Annotated in this window: 20 protein-coding genes; 11 read left to right on the top strand and 9 right to left on the bottom strand. The window is 71.4% G+C overall.

The window, feature by feature from the left end:
• Positions 1-413: 413 nt before the first annotated feature.
• Positions 414-4,601 (top strand): bifunctional nitrate reductase/sulfite reductase flavoprotein subunit alpha, encoded by a 4,188-nt coding sequence (locus FRAEUI1C_RS22395; RefSeq protein WP_013425623.1) that lies wholly within the window; start codon positions 414-416, stop codon positions 4,599-4,601.
• A gap of 41 nt (positions 4,602-4,642) precedes the next feature.
• On the opposite strand, the gene FRAEUI1C_RS22390 is transcribed toward FRAEUI1C_RS22395, so the two are convergent.
• The 3 genes from FRAEUI1C_RS22390 to FRAEUI1C_RS22380 all read right to left on the bottom strand — a co-directional run bounded on the left by FRAEUI1C_RS22390 (position 4,643) and on the right by FRAEUI1C_RS22380 (position 6,508).
• Positions 4,643-5,668, bottom strand: coding sequence for a zinc-binding metallopeptidase family protein (locus tag FRAEUI1C_RS22390; protein ID WP_013425622.1), 1,026 nt, complete (start codon positions 5,666-5,668; stop codon positions 4,643-4,645).
• 54 nt (positions 5,669-5,722) lie between these two features.
• Positions 5,723-5,911 carry a hypothetical protein gene (locus FRAEUI1C_RS22385; protein WP_013425621.1) on the bottom strand — a complete coding sequence of 63 codons (189 nt, stop codon included), beginning with the start codon at positions 5,909-5,911 and terminating at the stop codon, positions 5,723-5,725.
• A gap of 201 nt (positions 5,912-6,112) precedes the next feature.
• Complete coding sequence (locus FRAEUI1C_RS22380; protein WP_013425620.1) at positions 6,113-6,508, bottom strand: ATP-binding protein; 396 nt, start codon at positions 6,506-6,508, stop codon at positions 6,113-6,115.
• A 610-nt stretch (positions 6,509-7,118) separates the two neighbouring features.
• On the opposite strand from FRAEUI1C_RS22380, the gene FRAEUI1C_RS22375 reads away from it, so the two are divergent.
• Positions 7,119-7,553, top strand: coding sequence for a response regulator (locus FRAEUI1C_RS22375; RefSeq protein WP_013425619.1), 435 nt, complete (start codon positions 7,119-7,121; stop codon positions 7,551-7,553).
• A 22-nt stretch (positions 7,554-7,575) separates the two neighbouring features.
• Here FRAEUI1C_RS22375 and FRAEUI1C_RS22370 read toward each other — a convergent pair whose 3' ends face one another.
• The 4 genes from FRAEUI1C_RS22370 to fxsT all read right to left on the bottom strand — a co-directional run bounded on the left by FRAEUI1C_RS22370 (position 7,576) and on the right by fxsT (position 13,289).
• The gene (locus FRAEUI1C_RS22370) at positions 7,576-8,286 is read right to left on the bottom strand and encodes a dienelactone hydrolase family protein (protein WP_013425618.1); all 711 of its coding nucleotides are present in this window, start codon (positions 8,284-8,286) and stop codon (positions 7,576-7,578) included.
• A 142-nt stretch (positions 8,287-8,428) separates the two neighbouring features.
• Positions 8,429-9,538 (bottom strand): glycoside hydrolase family 26 protein, encoded by a 1,110-nt coding sequence (locus FRAEUI1C_RS22365; RefSeq protein ID WP_013425617.1) that lies wholly within the window; start codon positions 9,536-9,538, stop codon positions 8,429-8,431.
• A gap of 185 nt (positions 9,539-9,723) precedes the next feature.
• Entirely contained in the window at positions 9,724-10,719 is a 996-nt protein-coding gene (locus FRAEUI1C_RS22360; RefSeq protein ID WP_013425616.1) for an aldo/keto reductase, read from the bottom strand.
• A 215-nt stretch (positions 10,720-10,934) separates the two neighbouring features.
• On the bottom strand, positions 10,935-13,289 hold the full coding sequence (fxsT, locus tag FRAEUI1C_RS22355; RefSeq protein ID WP_013425615.1) for an FxSxx-COOH system tetratricopeptide repeat protein: 2,355 nt from the start codon (positions 13,287-13,289) through the stop codon (positions 10,935-10,937).
• 234 nt (positions 13,290-13,523) lie between these two features.
• On the opposite strand from fxsT, the gene cynS reads away from it, so the two are divergent.
• The 6 genes from cynS to FRAEUI1C_RS22325 all read left to right on the top strand — a co-directional run bounded on the left by cynS (position 13,524) and on the right by FRAEUI1C_RS22325 (position 18,728).
• Positions 13,524-13,967 (top strand): cyanase, encoded by a 444-nt coding sequence (gene cynS / locus FRAEUI1C_RS22350; RefSeq protein WP_013425614.1) that lies wholly within the window; start codon positions 13,524-13,526, stop codon positions 13,965-13,967.
• A gap of 301 nt (positions 13,968-14,268) precedes the next feature.
• A complete protein-coding gene (locus tag FRAEUI1C_RS22345) occupies positions 14,269-14,679 on the top strand; it encodes an SRPBCC domain-containing protein (RefSeq protein ID WP_013425613.1) in 411 nt (136 codons plus the stop codon).
• A gap of 47 nt (positions 14,680-14,726) precedes the next feature.
• Positions 14,727-15,068, top strand: a complete 342-nt coding sequence (locus FRAEUI1C_RS22340; RefSeq protein ID WP_013425612.1) for a YciI family protein — start codon at positions 14,727-14,729, stop codon at positions 15,066-15,068.
• Positions 15,058-16,233 (top strand): RNA polymerase sigma factor, encoded by a 1,176-nt coding sequence (locus FRAEUI1C_RS22335; RefSeq protein WP_013425611.1) that lies wholly within the window; start codon positions 15,058-15,060, stop codon positions 16,231-16,233. The genes FRAEUI1C_RS22340 and FRAEUI1C_RS22335 overlap by 11 nt, the downstream gene beginning before the upstream one ends.
• Before the next feature lie 128 nt (positions 16,234-16,361).
• Positions 16,362-17,171: a DUF1206 domain-containing protein gene (locus tag FRAEUI1C_RS22330; RefSeq protein WP_013425610.1), complete on the top strand. Its 810-nt coding sequence runs from the start codon at positions 16,362-16,364 to the stop codon at positions 17,169-17,171.
• Positions 17,172-17,240: 69 nt separating this feature from the next.
• Positions 17,241-18,728, top strand: coding sequence for a toll/interleukin-1 receptor domain-containing protein (locus FRAEUI1C_RS22325; RefSeq protein WP_013425609.1), 1,488 nt, complete (start codon positions 17,241-17,243; stop codon positions 18,726-18,728).
• A gap of 11 nt (positions 18,729-18,739) precedes the next feature.
• Here FRAEUI1C_RS22325 and FRAEUI1C_RS22320 read toward each other — a convergent pair whose 3' ends face one another.
• Positions 18,740-19,156, bottom strand: coding sequence for a VOC family protein (locus tag FRAEUI1C_RS22320; RefSeq protein ID WP_013425608.1), 417 nt, complete (start codon positions 19,154-19,156; stop codon positions 18,740-18,742).
• A gap of 84 nt (positions 19,157-19,240) precedes the next feature.
• Here FRAEUI1C_RS22320 and FRAEUI1C_RS22315 point away from each other — a divergent pair, with 84 nt between their 5' ends.
• Positions 19,241-20,278 (top strand): helix-turn-helix transcriptional regulator, encoded by a 1,038-nt coding sequence (locus tag FRAEUI1C_RS22315; RefSeq protein WP_013425607.1) that lies wholly within the window; start codon positions 19,241-19,243, stop codon positions 20,276-20,278.
• Here FRAEUI1C_RS22315 and FRAEUI1C_RS22310 read toward each other — a convergent pair.
• Positions 20,256-20,453, bottom strand: a complete 198-nt coding sequence (locus tag FRAEUI1C_RS22310; RefSeq protein WP_041259605.1) for a hypothetical protein — start codon at positions 20,451-20,453, stop codon at positions 20,256-20,258. The two genes, FRAEUI1C_RS22315 and FRAEUI1C_RS22310, sit on opposite strands and share 23 nt — an antisense overlap.
• Before the next feature lie 358 nt (positions 20,454-20,811).
• Between FRAEUI1C_RS22310 and FRAEUI1C_RS22305 the strand changes: the two genes are divergently transcribed.
• Positions 20,812-21,162: a bleomycin resistance protein gene (locus FRAEUI1C_RS22305; RefSeq protein ID WP_013425605.1), complete on the top strand. Its 351-nt coding sequence runs from the start codon at positions 20,812-20,814 to the stop codon at positions 21,160-21,162.
• 147 nt (positions 21,163-21,309) lie between these two features.
• Positions 21,310-22,254, top strand: a complete 945-nt coding sequence (locus FRAEUI1C_RS22300; protein WP_013425604.1) for an NYN domain-containing protein — start codon at positions 21,310-21,312, stop codon at positions 22,252-22,254.
• The last annotated feature ends 75 nt before the right edge of the window (positions 22,255-22,329 follow it).

Here is a 22,329-nt window from a genome sequence, read left to right as displayed (position 1 = left end):
CGACGGCGCCCGGTGCGGAGCCGTCTGTGACCACCCGGAGGCGCGGCCGGCGGAACAGCGGCGGGCCGACACCGACGAATTCTCATCGATGTGCGCGCGACGGCGCATCCCCATGATCATTGTTTCGACCCTCTGGTGGTCGTTACCAGGGCAGTTTCGCAGCCACCAGAGGGCGAAAGCCGCGATCAAGGCGACGGGCGGACCTCGGCGGTCACGGCACTGGCCGCGAGGCGCTTGCTCCGGGCTCACCTGATGGGCGGCAGCCGTGTGCGAGGGATGTAACCGGGTGCCGCGCAGGTCCGTGACTCCGAGGTAACCCCGGCTTCCTAGCCTCGGGGCATGGAGCAGCCGGCACGTCCTTGGCGACTTCGGCGCCTGGAGACCGCGCCGCGTCGCGCCGAACGGGAACGAGCGTGAGTGGACTCGCGGAGGGCGTGACGTCCACCGCGGTGCGCACCGTCTGTTCGTACTGCGGGGTCGGCTGCGGCCTGGTCCTCGACGTCGCCCGGGACGAGACCGGGGCCCGCCGCGTCGTGAAGGCCAGCGGCGACAAGGCGCACCCGGCCAACGCGGGCCGGCTGTGCACCAAGGGCGCCACCACCGCCGACATGCTCGCGGGGCCCGGCCGGCTGGAGACCGCGCTGGTCCGCCGCGACCGGGGCGAGCAGCCCTCGCCCGTGCCGGTCGACGAGGCGATCTACACGGTCGGGACGCGGCTGCGGGCGATCCTCGACACGCACGGCCCGGACGCCATCGCCCTCTACGTGTCGGGCCAGCTGAGCATCGAGGCGCAGTACCTGGCCAACAAGCTGGCCAAGGGCTTCATCGGGACGAACCAGATCGAGTCCAACTCCCGGCTGTGCATGGCCAGCGCGGGCTCCGGCTACAAGCTGTCCCTGGGCGCCGACGGCCCGCCCGGCTCCTACGACGACTTCGACCACGCCGACGTGTTCTTCGTGATCGGCGCGAACATGGCCGACTGCCACCCGATCCTGTTCCTGCGCCTGCTGGACCGGGTCCGCACGGCCGGGGCGAAGCTGATCGTGGTCGATCCGCGGCGCACCGCCACCGCCGACAAGGCCGACCTGTTCCTGCAGATCCGCCCCGGCACCGACCTGGCGCTGCTGAACGGGCTGCTGCACCTGCTCGTCGCGAACGGCCACCTCGACGCGGCGTTCATCGCCGAGCACACCCGCGGTTGGGACGCGATGCCCGAGTTCCTGGCCGACTACCCGCCGGACGTCGTCGCGGGGCTGACCGGCATCCCGGAGGCCGACATCCGCACCGCGGCGGAGTGGATCGGCGAAGCCGGCGAGTGGATGAGCCTGTGGACGATGGGCCTCAACCAGTCCACCCACGGCACCTGGAACACCAACGCGATCTGCAACCTGCATCTGGCCACCGGCGCGATCTGCCGGCCGGGCAGCGGGCCGTTCTCGCTGACCGGCCAGCCGAACGCGATGGGCGGCCGGGAGATGGGCTACATGGGCCCCGGCCTGCCCGGCCAGCGCAGCGTCCTCGTCGCCGAGGACCGGGCCTTCGTCGAGCGGCTCTGGGACATCCCGGCGGGGACGCTGCGCACCGACGTGGGCAAGGGCACCGTCGAGCTGTTCGAACGGATGGCCGACGGGCAGGTCAAGGCCTGCTGGATCATCTGCACCAACCCGGTCGCGTCCGTCGCCAACCGCAGGACCGTCATCGACGGCCTGGAGGCGACGGAGCTGGTGATCACCCAGGACGTGTTCGCCCAGACCGAGACCAACGCCTACGCGGACGTGGTCCTGCCCGGCGCGATGTGGGCCGAGACCGACGGCGTGATGGTCAACTCCGAGCGCAGCCTCACCCTGCTGCAGCCGGCCGCCGACCCGCCAGGGCAGGCTCGGCCCGACTGGCAGCTCATCGCCCAGGTCGCCTGCGCCATGGGCTTCGAGGACGCCTTCAGCTACGGCGGCGCCGCCGAGATCTTCGACGAGATCCGCCAGGCCTGGAACCCGCTGACCGGCTACGACCTGCGCGGCGTCACCCACGACCGGCTGCGCGACGGCCCGGTGCAGTGGCCGGCGGCTCCCGGCGGCCCGGCCCGCAACCCGATCCGGTACCAGGCGGGCAGCCCGAGCCAGCCGGCCGCCGCCCCTGCGGCGCGTCTCGTCTTCCCGACGCCCGACGGGCGTGCCGTGTTCTTCCCGCGCCCGCACCTGCCCGCCGCCGAGCTGCCCGACGAGCAGTACCCGTTCCTGCTGAACACCGGCCGGGTGCAGCACCAGTGGCACACCCTGACCAAGACGGGCCGGGTCGCGAAGCTCAACCGGCTCAACGCCGGCCCGTTCGTCGAGATCCACCCGGCTGACGCGGCGGCGCTGGGCATCACCGACGGCGACACCGTCGAGGTCGCCTCCCGCCGTGGCCGCGCGGTGCTGCCGGCCGAGGTCAGCGAACGGGTGCTGCCCGGCTGCTGCTTCGCCCCGTTCCACTGGAACGACCTGTTCGGCGAGTACCTGTCGGTCAACGCCGTCACCCACGACGCCGTCGACCCGATCTCCTTCCAGCCCGAGTTCAAGGTCTGCGCGGTGACCCTCACCAAGGTCGCCTCCGCGCGCCGTGCCGACACCGAGGCCCCGGGCGAGCGCACCCGCGGCGACGAACCGGGGGAGCCGGATCTGACGACGGCGGCGGCGGGCCGGGAGGCGCGACCGGGGCCGGCGGCGCTCGGCCGGCTCGCGCGGACGCTGGGGATCGACGACCTGGGCCCGCCGGCGCTGACCGGCGACGAACGCCGCTACCTGGCGGGGTTCCTCGCCGGCCTCGGCGTCGACCCGCCGCCGGCCGAGCCCGGTTCGACGGTGGGCCTGGCCGTTCCGGTGCTGCCGGCCCACGCCCCGCTCGCCCCGGACCGGGCGGTCTGGGTCAACGGCGTGCTGGCCGGGATGTTCTCGCGCCAGCCCGGGACGCTCCAACGCGAGTCCGCGCCGGCGGCCGCCTCGGCAGGGCGGGACGTGCTGGTCCTCTGGGCCTCCCAGACCGGCAATGCCGAGGAGTTCGCCCGCCACGCCACCCAGCACCTCACCGAGCGGGGACGCAGCGTGGCGTGCCACCCGATGACCGAGTTCGCCGGCCAGGAACTGCCCGCCCGGGCCGATCTGCTGCTGGTCACCAGCACCTTCGGCGACGGCGAGGCGCCCGACAACGGCACCGGGTTCCTCGACGCGTTGACCACGGCCGACACCGCGCCGCCGGAGCTGCGCTACGCCGTGCTGGCCCTCGGCGACTCCAGCTACAGCGACTTCTGCGGCCACGGCCGGCGCCTCGACGAACGGCTCGCGCAGCTCGGGGCGACCCGGTTGCTGGCGCGGGTGGACTGCGAGCCCGATTTCGAGGCCGACGCCGCGGCCTGGCTCGACCAGGTGACGACCGCCCTCGACCAGCGGGCGGAGCCGACCGGCGGCACCCCGGCCGTCACGATCCCGGCGAGCCGACCGGCCCCGCCGAGCTGGACCGAGGGCCCCGTCGCCACCCTGGCCGGCAACCGGCTGCTCAGCGCGCCGGGCGCGACCAAGGAGGTCCGCGAGTTCACCGTCGACCTGGCCGGCACCGGGCTCACCTACCGGACCGGGGACGCGCTGGTCGTCACGCCGGTCAACGACGCCGACCTGGTCGCCGAATGGCTCCAGGCCACCGGCGCCGACGGCGCCCAGCCCGTCGAGGTCCCGCGGGCGGGCCGGGTCCCGTTCGCCGAGGCACTGCGCGCGCACCTCGAGATCGGCGCCGCCACCGGCGGCCTGCTGCGTCTCGTCGCCGAACGCACCGACGACGAGGAGCTGCGACGACGGCTGGGCGCCGACCGGCGCGCGGAGCTCGACGCCTGGCTGTGGGGCCGCCAGGCCGTCGACGTGATCAGCGGTTCCGGCGTCCGGGCCAGTCCCCAGGAGTGGGCCGACAGCCTGACCCGGCTGCGGCCGCGGCAGTACTCGATCTCGTCAAGCCCGCTCGTCGACCCGGCCCGGGCCCGCGTCCTGGTCTCCGTCGTCCGCTTCACCAGCCCGGGCGGCCTCGCCCGCAAGGGCGTCTGCTCCACCCACCTGGCCGACACCCCGCTCGGCACCCCGCTGCCCGTCGCGGTCCGCCCGACCACGCACTTCAGGCCACCCGAGGACCCGGCCACCCCGGCGATCATGATCGGCCCGGGGACGGGCGTCGCTCCGTTCCTCGGCTTCCTGGACGAGCGGCGGGCCCGCGCGGACCCCGCCCCCAACTGGCTGTTCTTCGGCGAGCGGAACGCCGCCACCGACTTCTACTACCGGGCCGAGCTCGACGCCCTGTGCCAGGACGGCACCCTCACCCGGCTGGACGTCGCGTTCTCCCGCGACCAGAGCGCCAAGATCTACGTGCAGGACCGGATGCGCGAGCACGGCGCGCGGCTGTGGGCCTGGCTCGACCGCGGCGCGCACCTCTACGTCTGCGGCGACGCCACCCACATGGCCAAGGGCGTCCACGAGGCGCTGCGTGACATCGTCGCCGAGCACGGCCAGCGCACCCACGACGCCGCGACCCTCTACCTCAGGCAGCTCGCCGCCGAGAACCGCTACGTCCGCGACGTCTACTGACTGTGGCCTCTACTGGCTGTGACCTGTACTGGCTGTGACCTCTACTGGCGAGGCCCGCCGACCTCGCCCGCCTCGGCGACGAGCTGGTGGACGAGGCCCATCTTGTCCAGCGCGGCGGGCGGGAGGACGAACGGATACAGGTCGGGGTGGCCCATCGACCTGTTGACCATGTTGAGTGACCAGGCCAGCGGCAGCCACAGCTCGATGATCCGCCTGAACCCGACCTCGCCGGCGAGCGCGGTGGCCAGGGTCGCCCCGGCCGGTGCGAGGCCGAACGCGGCGGCCGTGTCGAGGGTGTCCCGGATGTGCAGGTAGTGCGCGAAGGTCTCGGCCCAGTCCTCGGCCGGATGCATGGTGGCGTAGGCGGAGACGTAGGTCTCCTGCCAGCCGGGGGGCGGGCCCTGCTGGTAGTGCCGGTCCAGGGCGGCCTGGTAGTCGGCGTCGGGGTCGCCGAACAGCTCCTCGAACCGCGCCCGGCCCGCGCCGCCCGCGGCCAGGACCGTGAAGTAGTAGTGACCGACCTCGTGGCGGAAATGGCCGAGCAGGGTGCGGTACGGCTCGGCCATCGACACCCGCAGCTGCTCGCGGTGCACGTCGTCCCCCTCGGCCAGGTCCAGGGTGACCACCCCGTCCGCGTGGCCGGTGATGACCCGCTCGTGGCCGCTGGACAGCAGGTCGAAGCACAGTCCGGTGGCGGGGTCGACGTCTCGCCCGCGCATGGGCAGGCCCAGCTCGGCCAGCTCCAGGACCAGCCGGCGCTTGGCCGCCTCGGCCTCGGCGAAGGCCGGCAACGCGTGGAGGTCGGCGTCCGCGGGCCGCGTCCGGGTGAGCGCGCACGAGGCGCACAGCCCGGACCGCCGGTCGGCGGGAGCGAGCCAGTTACAGGCGGCGACGTCGACGTTCGCGCACCTGGCGGCCGCCGGACCGTCGACGCGGACGCCCTCGTCGGTCAGCACCGCGAACGAGCGTGCCTCCGGGTCGAAGCCTAGGCCGCTGCCGCAGCCGAGGCACCGCGAGTTCTCGAACGTGAGCCGCTGCCCGCACTTCGGGCAGGCGAAGTCCCGCATCGCCGAGTTTCCTTCTTCTCAAATCCCGGAAAAGGCGGGAGCCGCCTATTTCTGCTATTCCGAGTCGGACCCGTTGGAGGAACGGCGGCGGCGGGTTCGCCCGCCGGTGTCGACCGACCGTTCCGGGTTGAGACCGGCGAGAACTCCGGCGCGGTCGGCGTTGACGCTGTCCGCGATCAGGTCCCGGGTGCGCTGCTGGGTGCCGTCGTCGAGTCCGTTGAGAAGGCTGTCGAAAACGCTCACGTGCGTCAGCTCCCTGTTTGTTAGCCGAAATGCGGCTCTACACCGTTACTTCCCCGCATGACGGCTTCCTAACCCAGAATGGTCCGTCTGGACAGAAACACACCCAACAGCCCGGAATTGGCTAGAGATCAGGTTTCCCTGCGGTTCGGCGGGGTACGACGGCCGTTCGGCTTTCCAGTCGGGCCCATGGCCGGGTGCCGGCTACGACGTGGGTTGGGGGACCGGCGCGATCTCGAACCACACGGTCTTGCCACTGGCGTGCGGCTGGACGCCCCAGCGGGTCGCGAGGATGTCGATCAGCCCGATGCCCCGGCCGCTGGTGGCGTCGGGCCGCGCGGCGACGACGACCGGTGGCAGGGTGGTGCCGTCGCTGACCTCGACGCGGATGCCCTCCGGCGAGACCTGGATGACCAGGCGGGCGGGTGGGGCGCCGTGCACGATGGCGTTCGTCACGGTCTCGCTGGCCAGCAGGACGGCCGTCTCGCAGGTGTCCGCGGCCAGGTCGACGTCCTGGCACAGCCGGCGCACCGCGTGGCGGGTGTCGCGGACGATCGCCGGGTCCTGCGCGATCAGAAACTCCTCAGTCCGGTTTCTCATCATTCCGACCTGATCCGCCGATGCACCGTCGGCTGGGAAGACGTGGGAACGTCGCTGGCGATCAACCTGGCGTGATTCTCAGGGGGCCTGCCGCACCCGGCTCGGGCCGCTCCTCGCGGCCCGCCTGGCGGGCCGCGAGATGCCTGCGCCGGCGACCGGACGATCGACGGGGAAATGCTGCGGCAGAAGGCTTTCAAGGCGCGAGCACGGGATTCGCGTGATGATTCCCATGCCCGCCGTCCCGCCTGTTGATGTTGTGGGTAGTCCCGGATCTACCCGAGCGTCATCGCGCCTAACCCATATCTCTCATCACGGGAAATTCGGGCACCGAAGTGCGGCCCGGCCCCGGGGGATGCCGGTGTCCGGCCCGTCCGGCCGGTGCGGACCATCGGGCCTCGAGGTACGGGCTGAACGCCGAGCCCGTCGCCGCGGACGCGCGGGCGGCGGCGCGCTCCACGGGCTCGGCGACCACGCGGGCAAGGGGGAGCGGCAGGACCAGGACCGCGCGGCCACGAACCCGCCGCCGGAAGCGAAAACCGCTGGTTATGAGACCATTGGGCCGCGTTCGGCACGCTGGGCGGACGCAGTATCTGATGGAGACACCCTGTCGATGAACGCCACCGAGTCGGTCCGGCCCTACGACGTCCTGCTCGCCGACGACGACCCCGGTGACGCGATGCTCGTCTCCGAGGCGTTCCTCGCCCGCGGGATCGGCCCGAGCCTGCACACGGTCCAGGACGGCGTCGCCGCCCTGGACTACCTGCGCGACCCCGCCCGCCGCCGCCCCGACCTGATCATCCTCGACCTGAACATGCCCCGCATGGACGGGCGCGAGACGCTTGCCGCGATCAAGACGGACGCGGCCCTGCGGTCCATTCCCGTGGTCGTGCTGACCACCTCCGACGCGCCCGACGACGTCGCGTCCAGCTACGACCTGCACGCCAACGCCTACGTGTGCAAGCCCAGCGACCTCGACGCGTTCCTCGGCGCCGTCCAGTCCATCGACGACTTCTACCTCGGCCTGGTCAAGCTCACCCAGCACTGACCGGCCGGGCCGGCTTGGCCGGCTAGAACACCTCGTCGAACAGGTCGGTCATGGCCCGCCAGGAGCGTTCGTCGGCCCGCTGGTCGTACCTGATCGCCGGCATCCTGGAGCCGTCGGCGGCCGGGTTGGTGAAGCTGTGCGCGGCGCCGCCGTAGAGGTTCATCCGCCAGTCGACCCCGCCGTCGCGCATCTCCTGCTCGAACGCGAGGCGCTGCTCGGGCGGGATGATCGGGTCCTCGGTCCCGATGCAGACGAGGATCCGGCCGGTGATGTTCGCGGCGTCCTGCGGCCGGCTCGTCGAGAGCCCGGAGTGGAAGCCGACGACGGCCTTGAGGTCGGCCCCGCCCCGGGCCAGCTCCAGCGCCATCGTGCCGCCGAAGCAGAAGCCGATCGCCGCGACCCGGGCCGGGTCGGTCAGCTCGTGGGCGAGCAGGATGTCCAGGCCGGCCTGGCCGAGGGCCCGCACCCGGTCGGGATCGGCGGACAGCCTGGCGAAGGCCTTGCCGGCCTCGTCACCGGCCAGCTTGCGCCCGCCGCCGTGGTAGTCCAGCGCGAAGGCCACGTAGCCCAGCTCGGCCAGCCGCCTGGCCTTGTTCCGGGAGTGCTCGCTCATCCCGTCGCCCTCGTGGCAGACCAGCACGGCCGGGCGCCGGCCGGGCCGCTCGTCGTCGACCGACAGCTCGCCGATCAGCTGCAGATCGTCGTACGTGTACTCGACGTCAACCGTGCGCATCGATCCTCCTGGCGGTCCGCGTCCCGCTGCTGGCGGGGGGCCGGGCTCCGGACAAGGGCGGAGCCGTCCGGCTCTGGTCGTCAGCCTCGCAGACGCAGGTCGCGCCCGGTCCGCCCGCCCGGGCGAACGCCGGGTATCGAGATCAGGAGTGCGCGCGCCAGAGCTGGCTGTAACGGACCGCCGAAGCCGGATTCGCGTAGGCGCAGCGGGCTCCGAGCGGCCGGTCGAGGTTCGAGCCGACGCTGGGTGTGTCGCAGGCGTTGTAGTAGGTCTCGTAGTAGAGGCCCTGCCCGGCCCGGGCCACCATCCAGTCGTGCATGAACTGGATGTAGTTGGGGTTGTCGCCGCCGCCCTCGTCGCCCGACCCGGACGCGACGCCCCACTCGGGAATGCCGAACAGCTTGCCGTGCGCGCGGGCGAAGTTGTACAGCCAGGTGATGCCGCCCATGGCCTGCGCCTGGTCGTTGAACTGGGCGAGCGTGGGCGACGCCGGGTAGTGGTCGAACGCGTCGATCGACACGACGTCGACCCACGGGTCGCCGGGGTAGAGGTCGGTCGGGATGTGGCTCGGCGGGTTCTGCGAGATGTGCGCGTTGATCGACCAGTCGAACCGCGGCGGCGCGCTGACGGTGGAGCGGATCGCGTTGACGACCTGGCGGAAGCAGCCGACGTACGCCGCCGGGTCCGAGCCCGACCACGGGTACCAGCGGCCGTTGCCCTCCCAGGCCAGCCGGATGATCGACCTCTGGCGGCCGGTGGCGTTCAGCGTGCGCCCGAACTCCTGCCAGTGGCTGTTGTACGCCCCGGTGGCGCAGGTCTGCAGGTTGGAGGTCCCGTCCTCCGGAAACGGCGGAACGGTGATGACCAGCTTGCCCGGCCAGCCGGCGAAGTTGGTCTCGGCATAGGACGGCTCGACGACCGACGCCCAGGTCTTGCGCGAGACGTAGACCTGGGCCAGGTCGCAGGGGTCGCCGCGCAGAAAGCAGAACTGGTTGACGGCGGCCGGGGTCATCTGCGGGTCGCCGTTCACGCCGGACAGCCAGGGCTGCCCGGACGGGTTGCCGGTTGCCGGCGGCGGGCTCTGTGCCGCGCCCGGTCCCGCCGCGGCGGCGAGGTCGGCGTTCGGGGTGACGACCGTCTCGATCAGCAGTGCGGCGGCCAGCGTGGCCAGGCCGGTCCAGCGGGCCGCGCGTCGTCGTGACCGCGGCCGGCGGTTCGGGATTGGTGGGGTCGGCGTACCGGCGGCTTCCACGCGCGCTGGCCATCCCTTCGTCCAGAGCCTCAGGACGTTCGTCCGCGACCCCTGGGCTGGCGCGGACGAACGCCTGCGACTCTATACGTAGAGTGGTTATTTAGCTGCGTTAGGTAGTCAACGGTCGGAGCGTGGCGTAGCCGTCGATGCGTGCCGACCGGTGCGGCCGGGCCGGTCCGGTGCCGCTACCAGGCGAAGTGCTCGGGCGCGGTCCGGTAGCCCGGGAAGATCTCGTCCAGTCTGGCCAGCGCCTTCTCGTCGAGGCGCACGTCGAGCGCCCGCACGGCGTCGTCGAGTTGCTGGCGGGTGCGCGGGCCGACGATCGGGGCGGTCACGGCGGGCTGGTGGAGCAGCCAGGCGAGCGCGACGTCGCCGGGCTCCTGGCCGAGCTCGGCGGCGAAGTCCTCGTAGGCCTCGATCTGGGCGCGCTTGGTGTTCAGAGTCTGCGCGGCCCGGCCTTCCAGTCGGCGCAGGCCCTCGCGTTCCTTGCGCAGCACGCCGCCCAGCAGCCCGCTCTGCAACGGCGACCAGGGCAGCAGCCCGAGGCCGTAGTGCCGCGCGGCCGGGAGCACCTCCAGCTCGACCTCGCGGGTGATCAGGTTGTAGATCGGCTGCTCGCTGACCAGCCCGACCAGCCTGTGCTGCGCCGCCGAGGCCTGCGCCTGCGCGATGTGCCAGCCGGCGAAGTTGCTGCTGCCGACGTAGAGGATCTTGCCGGCGGTGATGGCGACGTCGATGGCCTGCCAGATCTCGTCCCACGGAGTCGCCCGGTCGACGTGGTGGAACTGGTAGAGGTCGATGTAGTCGGTCTGGAGCCGGGTCAGGCTCGCGTCCAGCGCGCGGCGGATGTTCAGCGCCGACAGCCTGCCCTCGTTGGGCCAGTCGCCCATCGGGCTGTACACCTTGGTGGCCAGCACGGTGCGCTCGCGACGCCCACCACCCTGGGCGAACCAACGGCCGATGATCGACTCGGTGGCGCCCCTGCCCTCCCCGAGCCCGGAGACGCCGGCCGAACGCAGGCCGTAGGCGTTGGCGGTGTCAAAGAAGTTGATGCCGTAGTCGTGCGCCGCGTCCATGATCGCGTGTGAGTCGGTCTCGCTGGTCAGCGGACCGAAGTTCATCGTGCCCAGGCACAGGCGAGCCACGGACAGACCGGTACGGCCGAGCTGCGTGAACTGCATCAGCGCAATCCTCTCTGGCGGCCAAAACCGCCAACACCACGCCCGCCACGCTTCCACGCGGGCATGAACCCAGTCTCCGACCCGCGGTGCGCCCCAGGTCAAGCTCGGCCGGCCGTCGTCGGTCGTCGGCCTGTTGGCCGGCTTCGTCGCGGGAAGTCCCTGGTGGCCACGGACGGCCGATTGTGGCCAAGTCAGTACTCGTATTCGACCCGCGATCAACCGTTGTCGAGATCGGCCAGCGCGGCTTTGCTCCGGATCGTGTCAACGTGGTCGTCGCCGAGGAGCCGCCGCCGCCGGGCAAGCACATCCTCTCGCAGGGCTCGGGCAGCCGGACGCTCCCCGAGGCTCCGCAAGGTGCTCGCGAGGCTGGCCGCGGCGCGGATGGTTTCGGGGTGGTCGTCGCCGAGAATCCGCTGCCGCCGGGCAAGAACATCCTCCTGGAGGGTGCGGGCGGCCGGATACTCTTTGAGGCTCCACAAGGTGCTTGCGAGGTTGCCCGCAGCGCGGACGGTGTCGGGGTGGTCGTCACCGAGAATCCGCTGCCGCCGGGCAAGAACATCCTCTTGGAGCGTTCGCGCGGCCGGATACTCTTTCAGGCTCCATAGAGTGTTCGCGAGGTTGTTCGCGGTTCGGATGGTGCTGGGATGGTCGTCGCCTAGTAGGGCCCGCCACCGAGCAAGCGCGTCCTCCTGGAGGGTGCGGGCCGCCGGATAGTCCTCTAGGTCCCGCATGGTGCTCGCGAGGTTGTCCGAAGCGCGGATGGTGTCGGGGTGGTCGTCGCCTAGGAGGCAACGTAGCCGGGTCAGAACATCCTCCTCCAGTGGGCGCGCACCCTCATAGTCCCCCAGGTTCCGCAGCGTGATCGCGAGGTTGCCCGCAGCGCGGATGGTGTCGGGGTGGTCGTCGCCGAGGACGCCCCGCCGACCGATGAGGACGTCTCCTGCCAGGATGCGTGCGGCCGGATAATTTCCCAGGCTCGCCAGCGTTGCTACGAGGTTGCTCGCGGCCCAGAGGGTATCGGGGTGGTAAGCACCGAGGAAGGACATCCAGCGACCGTGGGCCTGTTCGAGGAGCCTCCGACTGGTCGGATAGTCGCCCTGCTCTCGAAGTGCCCAGCTCAGAGCCAAGACGAAGCCCCTGGCCTCGTCGCTGTCGGCGCCGACGAGATCGACGGCGAGGGCATGGGGATAAAGCTGGGCGTACCAGCGCCAGCCGTCCGGCCTCGTACTGTCTTTCGGATGAGCGCAGGCGAGCAACCCGCGGGCGGCATTTAGCAGCACCGGGCGGAGCCTGTCCGGCATGTCGTCGACCAACACCGACTGAACCAGCCGGTGCATCACGATCATGTCCCCTGCAACCAGTCGTACGGTCGCGGTCCGAACCAGCTTGCCGACAATGTCCCGGAACGCTAGCCGGTCGCGGGCAGTGGTGTTCAGCGGCGGGGGGAGCAGGTCGGCGACCTCGGGCCGGATCAAATCGACCGGGATCGGTTCCGGGCCGAACAGGGCCCACAACCGGGCCAGCAGGATCGTGGACTCATCCAGAGCGCGCAACACCACTGTCCAGGTCGCGGCCACCGGGGCGTGATCCACTGGGACCCCCCGGGCCATGACCTCCGACACTCGCTCATTCAGCAGATCCACATAGACCCCGGCGGGCGTGCCGGTCTCCGCGAGCCACGCGCCCGCCTGTTCCAACGCCAACGGTAGATCCGCGACCGCCGCCGCGATCTGCCCCGCCTCCACCACCGACAACCGCGGAACCCGCTCGCGCAGGAAGACGACAGACTTATCCCGAGGGAGCACGTCGACACCTACCGTGCCCGCCAGCCGTGACCAGCCGGAATCCCGCGTAGTGATCAGCACATGCCCACCTCCGCCGGCCGCCGACAGCAGCCCGAACAGATCCTCGGGCGCATCCGCGTTGTCGAGGATCACCAGCCAACGCGGAAACCGGCGGCCCTGGCGGAGCAGATTCACCACTTCACTTGCGGATTCCTCCGCCTGACCGGCCACCGCGAGTCCGACCTGCTCCGCCAATACCACCAAGGCCGCCAACACCAGCGCCGGATCTTCCGCTGGCACCCACCAGACCAAGTCGTAGTCCCCGGCATGCCGGTAGGCGTACTGCACCGCAAGCTGCGTCTTCCCTACCCCCCCAAGACCGTGCAGGGCCTGCGGCATCGTCACCGCACGACCGTCCCCCACCAGCCGGGACCGCAGCTCTGACAGCTCTACCTCCCGGCCAGTGAAATGCGGATTGCGCGGCCACGGCAGCGACCACACGACATCACCCACCGGGGCACCCGAATGGGCAGCACCCGCCCGGAAGACCGGGTTCGCCGGAAACAGCTCTACGGCCGCCGCACACAAGGCCGCCGGGCCGCCCTCGGTCAGCCCGTTCGCCAGCAGCCCCGACACCGCCGACCAGAAGCCCAGAGCATCCGTCACCGCCCAAGACGGCAGCCGCTCCATAGGCACACCCGACGCCGCCAGGACCCGCCCAGCCGACCCCAAATCCGGGAACACCTTCGCGAACTCCGCGACCTCACCCGCCGACAAGCCACCCACCGGCAGCCACCCCCGTCACCCGACCAGCCACCAGCCGTGGCATGCCAGTGACTCAGACGTACATCATCCCACCGATAGGCAACCCACAGCTCCGGTGTTGGCCGCCCTTGGAGGTGTGGCGGCGCGCTCACCCAGCTGGGCGGCATTCAGGGCAGAGGCCCGCCGGGGAGACTGAGGCCTGGCTGGCTCCTTTTGTCGGCCGGTGTCCTGTCGCCCCGCCTTAGGAGGCCCCGCGTGGATCGGTCCGAACTGACTGAGCTGATCGTCAACAACCGGCGTCGCAAGCAGCTGAGCTGGGCGTCGGTCGCCGAGGCGGTCGGCCGCAGCAAGGAGTGGGTGACCGCCGGCTGCCTGGGCCAGATGTCGTTCGACGAGACCGAGGCCGCGACGCTTGTCGAGTTGCTCGACCTGCCGGCCGAGGCGGCCGTTCTGCTCACCGAGCCGCCCTACCGGGGCTCACTGCCGACCGCCGTTCCGACCGACCCGCTGATCTACCGCTTCTACGAGCTGGTCGCGGTCTACGGGACGACCTTCAAGGAGCTGATCCAGGAGGAGTTCGGCGACGGCATCATGAGCGCGATCGACTTCAGGATGAACATCGAGCGCGAGCCCGACCCAGCCGGTGACCGGGTCAACATCTCGATGAGCGGCAAGTTCCTCTCCTACCGCCGCTACTGAAAGCCACGCGGTCGTGAATCTCGGCCGCGGTCGAGCCTCTGGGATGAGTGGAGCATGATCCAAGGCCTCCCGGTGATCTGGAAGCCGGCACGCGCCGTGCAGCCTCGGTGCCGTGGGCCGCTCCGCCCTTCATGATCGCGGTTTCGGCCCTGGGGTGGTTGTGGAAACGTCCTCGTCACGACCATCCCAGGGCCGAAACGGCGATCATGGCTGATTTTTCGGCTGGGGTGTCCGTCCGCGGCTGGTCCGTTCGTCTGGAGGGTGGTGCTGGCAGCCGGCCGGCCAACCGAACGGACATCCCATGATCATTCACCAGGAAGCGCTGATCGACGCCAGCCCGGCGGACGTCTACGAGGTGCTGACCGACGGCCAGAAGTTCGCGGCCGCGACCGGCATGCCCGCGCGGCTCGGCGACCGGGAGGGCGAGACGTTCTCGATCTTCGACGGCCGGGTGGAGGGCCGCCAGGTCGAGCTGGTCCGCGGCGAGCGCATCGTGCAGGCCTGGCGGTTCGGCGCCGCGCACCCGTCGTGCTGGGACGCCGGCGTCTACTCGGTCGTCCGGTTCACGCTCGCCGCGCAGGAGGGCGGCACCCGCTTCGTCATCGACCACACCGGCGTGCCAGCCGAGTGGCTCGAGCACATTTCCGGCGGCTACCCGACCTTCTACCAGCAGCCGCTGGAGCGTTATTTCGCCGCGCTGGCCCGGTCATAAGATCATCTGCCCGCGTCGAGGCGGCAACGAACCAGGACGGGAGCGCCGTGCAGTACGCCCTGCTGATCTACAACACCGAGGAGTCGACCCCCGCGGAGCGACAGGCGATCGAGGCCGGGGTGGCGCCCGTCCTCGCCCGCCCCTACGTGACGAGCTGGGCGCGCCTGCACGCCCCGCCGACCGCCACGACCGTGCGCGGGCAGGACGGCGAGACCCTGCTGACCGACGGGCCCTTCGTCGACACCAAGGAGTTCCTCGGCGGCCTGATCGTCATCGAGGTCGACAACCTCGACGAGGCGCTCGCCGTGGCGGCCGAGCTCCAGGCACTGCGGACCTCGGGTGCGATCGAGGTGCGACCGGTCCGGGACGAGGCCCCCGGTGGCGGTTGACGCGGTCTTTCGCGATCACTGGGGGAGGGTGGTCGCGACGCTGGTCGGGATGTTCCGGGACGTCGAGCTGGCCGAGGACGTCGCCCAGGAGGCCTTCGCGCTCGCGGCGGAGCGCTGGCCCCGGGACGGGGAGCCCGGCAACCCGACCGCCTGGCTGATCACGACGGCCCGCAACCGCGCGATCGACCAGCTCCGCCGGCAGCGGGTGCTCGCCGAGAAGACCCGGCTGATCGCCCACGAGCGGACCGAGCACCTGGAGCCGGCGATGGACGAACCGACGGCCTTCCGTGACGAGCGCCTTGAGCTGATCTTCACGTGCTGCCACCCGGCGCTGTCCCGGGAGGCGCAGGTCGCGCTAACGCTGCGGACGCTGGGCGGCCTGTCGACCGAGGAGATCGCGCGGGCGTTCCTGACCCCGTTCGACACGATGAGCAAGCGCCTGACTCGCGCCAAGCACAAGATCCGGGACGCGCGGATCCCGTTCGCCGTGCCGGCGGACCATCAGCTGCCCGACCGGCTCACGGCCGTCCTCGTCACCGTCTACCTGATCTTCAACGAGGGCTGGGGCGACGGCCGGGTCGACCTCGCGGCCGAGGCCATCCGGCTGGGCCGGGCGTTGGTGGAGCTCATGCCCGACGAGGCGGAGGCCCTCGGGCTGCTGGCCCTGATGCTGCTCAACGACGCCCGCCGCGCCGCGCGTGTACGTGACGGCGTACTGGTCCCGCTGGACGAGCAGGACCGGTCGTTGTGGGACGAACGGCAGCTCGCCGCCGGCCGCGAGTTGCTGGAGCGCGCGGTCGCCCGCCACGGCGCCGGGACCTACGTCATCCAGGCGGCCATCGCCGACCTGCACCTGCGGCAACCCCGGGACTGGCACCAGATCGCCGCCCTCTACGAGACGCTCGCCCGGCGGACCGGATCGCCGGTCGTCGAGCTCAACCGCGCCGTCGCGGTCGCGGAGCTGGACGGCCCCGCCGCGGGCCTCGCCCTGCTCGACACCCTCACGCTCGACGGCTACCGCTACTACCACTCGACCCGGGCCGACCTCCTGCGTCGCGCCGGGCGAACGGGCGACGCCCGGACGGCGTATGCCCGCGCCGTCGCGCTCGCCGAGACCGAGCCCGAACGTCAGTTCCTCGCGCGTCGCCTCGCGGAGCTGGACTGACCGGTGAACTGACGCCCGGTTTGCGTGGACCCGGCGGGGTATCTGGCCTTCACGCCCGGGCGCTGGTCGGCCTGGGTGGGCGGTCCGACGCCGAGGACCGCTGGTTCCTCCACCGAAGGCAGGACTTCATGACGCAGGTCGCCGCGCCGGCCCGCCGGGCCGCGAACAGCAACGTCATGGCCGGGTTCGCCCGGTTCGGGCTCGCTGCGCGTGGGTTCTCCTATCTGGTCATCGGGTGGCTCGCTGTCGAGATCGCCCGCGGGCACGGCCATGAACAGGCGAACCAGAAAGGCGCGCTCGCGGATCTTGCCCGGCATTCCTACGGGCTGACCCTGTTGTGGCTGCTCGGCCTGGGCTTCGCCGCGTACTCGATCTGGCGGCTGAGCGAGGCCGCCTTCGGCGTCACGGGTGAAGGGCGCAAGGCCGGGCCTCGGATTCAGTCCCTGTTCCGGGGCATCGCCTACGCGGTGCTCTGCGTGACCACGTTCAGCTTCATCGCGGGACGGCCGGGCCAGGACCAGTCCCAGCAGCAGGCCACCTTCACCGCGCGCCTGTTGCGGCACACCGGCGGCCAGTGGCTGGTCGCGATCGTGGGCCTCGCCGTCGTCGCGGTCGGCATCGCGCTCATCGTCGAGGGCGTCACGCGGACGTTCACCAAGCACCTGCGGATGCGGGAACTGCGCGGGGCGACCCGCACCGCCGTCGTCAGGCTCGGAATGGTCGGGACGATCGCCCGCGGAGCGGTCTTCGCGCTGGCGGGCGGCCTCGTCGTCGACGCCGCGATCACCGTCAACCCGCAGCGGTCGACCGGCCTGGACGGGGCACTGCGAACCCTCGCGGACCGCGCCTACGGGCCCTGGATCCTCGGCGCCTTCGCGGCCGGCCTCATCGCCTTCGGCCTCTACGGCTTCGCCTGCGCCCGCTGGGCCAGGACCTGACCTTCGCTCCCACCAAGCGCGCGGGCGTTTACGTCGCTGTCATTACCGATTCAGTGAGAAAATCCGCTGATGGGGAATGCGCCGGAGGCGGGGAGCTGGGATTTCTTCGTTTCTTACACCGCCGCCGATCGGGCCTGGGCGGAGTGGGTGGCCTGGCAGTTGGAGGACTCCGCGTACCGGGTGCTGATCCAGGAGTGGGACTTCGTGCCAGGATCGAACTGGTACGCCCGGATGCAGCAGGGGACACGGTTCGCGCGCCGCACGATCGCCGTGCTCTCGGACGCCTACCTATCCTCGGTCTACGGGCAGCAGGAATGGCAGGCGGCGCAGAGTGCCGACCCGCAGGGATTCGCCCGCAAGCTCCTGCCGGTGCGGATCGAGGACTGTCCCCGGCCGGGCCTCCTCGGCCAGGTCGTGTCCATCGACCTGTTCGACCGTGACGCCGACCAGGCTCGACGGCATCTCCTTGACCGCGTCGACCACGCGGTCAAAGGGCGCGCGAAGCCGCCCACCCCGCCGCGTTTCCCGGCCACGGTGCCGGCGGCCCGCCGGGCCGGTGGCCCCGATTTCCCCACCGTCGACCCGCCGCGGCAGCCGGATTTGGTCCCCTGCTCGATTGGCGCCCCGCTGACCGGCCACACGGCCGCGGTGTGGTCGGTGGCCTTCAGCCCCAATGGGCGGACGCTCGCGACCGCCAGCCGCGACGCGACAGTGCGCCTGTGGGACGTCGCGGACCCCGCACTGCCCGAGCAGATCGCCGCCCCACTCACCGAGCATGCCAGTTCTGTGGGCTCCGTCGCCTTCAGCCCCGACGGCCGGACCCTCGCCACCGGCAGCGACGACGGAACCGTCCGGCTGTGGGACGTGGCAGATCCCTCCCGGCCTCGACGGGCCGCGTCGCCGCTCGCCGACCATCGTGGCGCGGTGCTGTCCGTCGCGTTCAGCCCCACGCAGCCGACTCTCGCCACCGCCGGTGAGGACGCCACCGTGCGGCTGTGGGACGTGGCGGTCCCGTCCCGCCCCCGACTGGCCGCCGGCCCGCTCACGGACCATGCGGGCGGGGTGTCCTCGGTCGCGTTCAGCCCCGACGGACGCACCCTCGCCGGCGGCGGCTACGACCGGACGGTGTGGCTGTGGGACGTGACCGATCCGTCCCAGCCCCGCCGGGCCGCCGCCCCGCTTGGTCATGCCGGCCGGGTGCTGTCGGTCGCGTTCAGCCCCGACGGACATGCCCTCGCCGCCGCCAGCGACGACAACGCGGTGTGGTTGTGGAACGTGACGGACCCCGCCCGGCCCCGGCAGATCTCCGCCCCGCTGGCCCCTCGCTTCGGCGGGGCGCTGTCCGTGGCGTTCAGCCGCGACGGGCGAATCCTCGCCACGGGCAACGACGACAGCACCGTCTGGCTGTGGGACCTGACGTATCCGTCCCCAGAACAGATCGCCAGCCCACTCGCTGGCCACAGCGCGTGGCTGTTGTCGGTGGCGTTCAGCCCCGACGGGCACACGCTCGCGACCGGAAGTGGCGACAAGACCGTCCGACTGTGGCACGTCGGCTGACCTGGAAGTGCCTACCGGGCGTTGCTCGCCGTGTGGCCGAACTTGGCGATGGCCTCCGGGGTGACCGGAGTGAACAGGTTGACCAGGTTCCCGTCGGGGTCGCGGAACAGTAGCGCGCGGTTGCCCCAGGGCATGGTCGTCGGCGTGTTGACGAAGTCCGTGGTCACGGCCTTGATCCGCTCGTACTCGGCGTCGACGTCGTCGACCAGGAACTCGGCGATCACCGTACGGTTGGCGCCGGCCTCGGCCGAGCCCGCTCCGAACAGCGCCACGGTGCGCGAGCTGGCGATCGCCAGTGTGAACGACGGCGTGACCAGCTCGGCGAAGACGTCGGCCGACCAGGTGGCCGTCGTTTCGGTGACCTGCTCGTAGAACGCGACGAGCCGCGGGACGTCGTCGGTGATGATCCGGATCGAGACGAAACGCATGATGTGCTCCTTCGTAGGCGGACGAGCGCAACATTAGGAGCGATACCGGGCAGATTCCGCCCGGTATTTGAAAGACTCCCGACCATGGCCCGGCCGACCGCGCGCGTGCTCGCCCTGCTGGAGAGCCTCCAGTCCGGCGGAACCCACACCGTCGCCGCGCTGGCGGCCCGGCTTGAGGTGGACGAGCGCACGGTGCGCCGCTACGTCGACCAGCTGCGTGATCTCGACGTCCCGGTGCGTTCCGTGCGCGGCCGGCACGGCGGCTACCGTCTGGCGCCGGGGTATCGGCTGCCGCCCCTGATGCTCACCGAGTCCGAGGCGCTCGCCGTCCTGCTGGGCCTGGTCGCGGGCCAACGGGCGGGCCTGGTGACCACGGCCGACCCGGCGGCCGAGAGCGCCGCCGCCAAACTGCGTCGCGTCCTTCCGGAGGCGCTGGGCCGCCGGCTGGCCGCGCTGCTGGAGACCATCGAGTTCACCGCGCCGGCCCGCCACACGGTCGCCACGACCGAGACGGACGTCCTGTTGCTGATGGCCGAGGCCGCGCGGGACCGCCGGCCCGTCTCGATCAGCTATACGGCCTCCGACGGGCGGCACAGTGCGCGCACGGTCTACCCGTACGGGATCGTGGCCCATTCCGGCCGCTGGTATGTCACCGGAGCCGACTCCGTGAGCGGAGAGGTCCGCACCTTTCGGCTCGACCGGATCAGCCTGCCTCGGGTGCTGCACGGCTCGTTCGACGTTCCGGCCGGCTTCGACCCCGCCGACCAGGTTCTGGCCGGGATCGCGGGGGCGCCGCGTCGGCACGAGGTCTCGCTGCGCGTGCGGGGGACGGCCGACGAGGTGCGCGCCCGGCTTCCGACGGGCATCGCGACCGTCGGCCCGCTCGACGGCGACGAGCCGCCGGGGCCGTCGACCGACCAGTGGGTCGGAGTCCGAATCCGGGCCGAGCGGCTGGACTGGATCCCGCCGCTGATCGCCGGCCTGGGCCGCCCGTTCGTCATCGACCGACCAGACGAGCTGCGCGACCTGATGTCCGCCTACGGCCGGCAGCTCGCCGCCCAGGCCAGCGTTACCACGCCTGACCTCGGCGACGACTGCCCTACCGGCGCCGCCGCCGGGTGACCTCGGCGATCCGGTCCAGGCCCGGCACCTTCCAGTCCGTGCCCGGCCGGCCCAGGAGAAGCCAGGTCGTCCCGCACAGCGCCCACACGCCGAGGACCGCGCCGAAGGCCGTGATGTCCAGCGCGCCGACCAGCGCCGAGAGCACCAGAATGATCGTGGCCAGCGCCAGGCACACGACGATCAGGACGAGCGTCTCGCTGCTCAGTCGGTCGATCAGTGGAGGCTTCCTGGCCGCCCTCGCCGGTACGCGTCTGGCGGTGGCCTGTCGCCCGGGCGCTGAGACGAAGCGCGGGCGGACGCCGGTTGGAGGCTGGGATCTCCGGCCCGGGGTGCCGACGGTGGGGGAGGTTTCGGGGGAGCGCGGTTGACGAGTCGGACGCAGCCGGCTGACGGGCCGGCGGTCGAGTACTGCCGAGGCGGGTCGGTCCATGCGGCTCTTTTGCCCAGCCTCGCCCGAATAAGACACCGCGAGACCCTCGGCCGAAAGTGGTGTCGGACTCGGTCGCGCGGTGACCGTTGGCTACGTTGGCCCCATGGCCGGCCTGAAGCGTGTGGCGCCGATCTTCCCTGTTCGCGACCTGGTTACCGCGTTGGAGTATTACCAGCGGCTCGGCTTCACCACCCGGCAGTACGACGGTGGTAGCTACGGATTCGCGAGCCGCGACGGCGTCGAGCTCCATCTTGGTGTCGTCGCCGATCATCGGCCGGAGTTGCGGAGCAGCGCGTACCTGTTCGTCGACGACGCCGACGAGCTCGCCGGCGAGTGGCGCTCGGCCGGCGTCGAGGTCCATCCCCCGCAGGACACGGACTGGGGACAACGCGAGGGCGCGGTCGTCGACCCCGACGGGAATGTCCTCCGGTTCGGATCCCCGCTCGGCGCCTAGAACGTGCCCTCTTCCTCGCCGCCGCGGTGGCGGATGTGCGTCGATCCGTAGGCTGGCCGTTGCGGTGCCTGGACGCAGGTCGGGTTCTCGCGGGTATGCCGCCACCTGGCGGTCGACCCCGGGTGCCGTGAGGCGGGAGGAACCAACGTGGTGGTCGAGGTCTCGTCCGCGCGTCTCGCGGTACTCATCGACGCGGAGAACGCACCGCTCGCGGCGGTCGAGCCGTTGCTCGCGCAGATCGGTCGCTTCGGCAGAGCGCAGGTGAAACGGGCCTACGGCGACTGGACCGTGGCCTCGCTGAAGTCCTGGAAGAAGACCCTGCTCGACCTGTCGATCCGACCGGTGCAGGTGTTCGCCGCGGTCCGGGGGAAGAACGCCTCGGACATGGCGCTGGTGATCGAGGCGATGGACCTGCTGCATTCCGGCGCGTTCGACGGGTTCTGCCTGGTTTCCTCGGACAGCGACTTCACCCGGCTGGCCGAACGGATCCGGGAGGCCGGCCTGACGGTGTACGGGTTCGGCGAGGAGAGGAAGACGAACCCGGGTCTCGTCGCGGCCTGCGACACCTTCATCTTCGTCGAGACCCTCATCGACGGACGGCCCCTGCCCGCCGCGCCCCCGCCCCGGATCGCCGCGCCGGCCCTTTCCGCGGGAATGGCCTCCGCGGTCGAGTCCGCGCCACCCACTCCGCCCGCGTCCCCGGCCCCGTCGAGGACGACCTCCGTGGCCGAGGCGGCCGTTCCCGGACTGGAGGCCGAGGGCGCGCCGATCGCGAGCGCCGGGCCGGAGAAGAAGCGAAAGAAGAAGACGAAGGCCGTCTCGGCGGCCCCTCCCACCCGGGCGACCACCGCGGAACTGCAGGCGGATGCCGCGCTGGTCAGCCGGCTGCGGGACGCCGTCGCGACCAACCACGGCTCGGACGGCTGGACGTCGCTGTCGGCGATCGGGCAGGCCATCCGCAAGCGCCCCGCGGTCATCCTGAAGCCCTACGGATACTCACGGCTGAAGGACCTGATAGCCGCGACCGACCTGTTCGAGATCCAGCAACGAGGCCCAGGCAGATCCGGCGCCGTCTACGTCCGCGTCAAATAGCCGGCCGGCGGGGCCGTGGTCCGGTGGCTTGATCGCTGGTTGCGCCCTCTGGCGGTTGCTAACTAGGGCCGAATG

Source organism: Pseudofrankia inefficax, from assembly GCF_000166135.1.
Lineage (GTDB): Bacteria > Actinomycetota > Actinomycetes > Frankiales > Frankiaceae > Pseudofrankia > Pseudofrankia inefficax.
The sequence above is the reverse complement of the archived record's forward strand: the minus strand, read 5'-3'. Positions and strand labels throughout refer to the sequence as shown.

Excerpts from the sequence above, each read along its gene's own strand:
- FRAEUI1C_RS22390 (WP_013425622.1), bottom strand. The coding sequence starts at position 5,668 with ATGCGGGACTTCGCCTGCCCGAAGTGCGGGCAGCGGCTCACGTTCGAG.
- FRAEUI1C_RS22380 (WP_013425620.1), bottom strand. The coding sequence starts at position 6,508 with ATGAGAAACCGGACTGAGGAGTTTCTGATCGCGCAGGACCCGGCGATC.
- FRAEUI1C_RS22375 (WP_013425619.1), top strand. The coding sequence starts at position 7,119 with ATGAACGCCACCGAGTCGGTCCGGCCCTACGACGTCCTGCTCGCCGAC.
- FRAEUI1C_RS22370 (WP_013425618.1), bottom strand. The coding sequence starts at position 8,286 with ATGCGCACGGTTGACGTCGAGTACACGTACGACGATCTGCAGCTGATC.
- FRAEUI1C_RS22360 (WP_013425616.1), bottom strand. The coding sequence starts at position 10,719 with ATGCAGTTCACGCAGCTCGGCCGTACCGGTCTGTCCGTGGCTCGCCTG.
- FRAEUI1C_RS22345 (WP_013425613.1), top strand. The coding sequence starts at position 14,269 with ATGATCATTCACCAGGAAGCGCTGATCGACGCCAGCCCGGCGGACGTC.
- FRAEUI1C_RS22330 (WP_013425610.1), top strand. The coding sequence starts at position 16,362 with ATGACGCAGGTCGCCGCGCCGGCCCGCCGGGCCGCGAACAGCAACGTC.
- FRAEUI1C_RS22325 (WP_013425609.1), top strand. The coding sequence starts at position 17,241 with ATGGGGAATGCGCCGGAGGCGGGGAGCTGGGATTTCTTCGTTTCTTAC.
- FRAEUI1C_RS22320 (WP_013425608.1), bottom strand. The coding sequence starts at position 19,156 with ATGCGTTTCGTCTCGATCCGGATCATCACCGACGACGTCCCGCGGCTC.
- FRAEUI1C_RS22315 (WP_013425607.1), top strand. The coding sequence starts at position 19,241 with ATGGCCCGGCCGACCGCGCGCGTGCTCGCCCTGCTGGAGAGCCTCCAG.
- FRAEUI1C_RS22305 (WP_013425605.1), top strand. The coding sequence starts at position 20,812 with ATGGCCGGCCTGAAGCGTGTGGCGCCGATCTTCCCTGTTCGCGACCTG.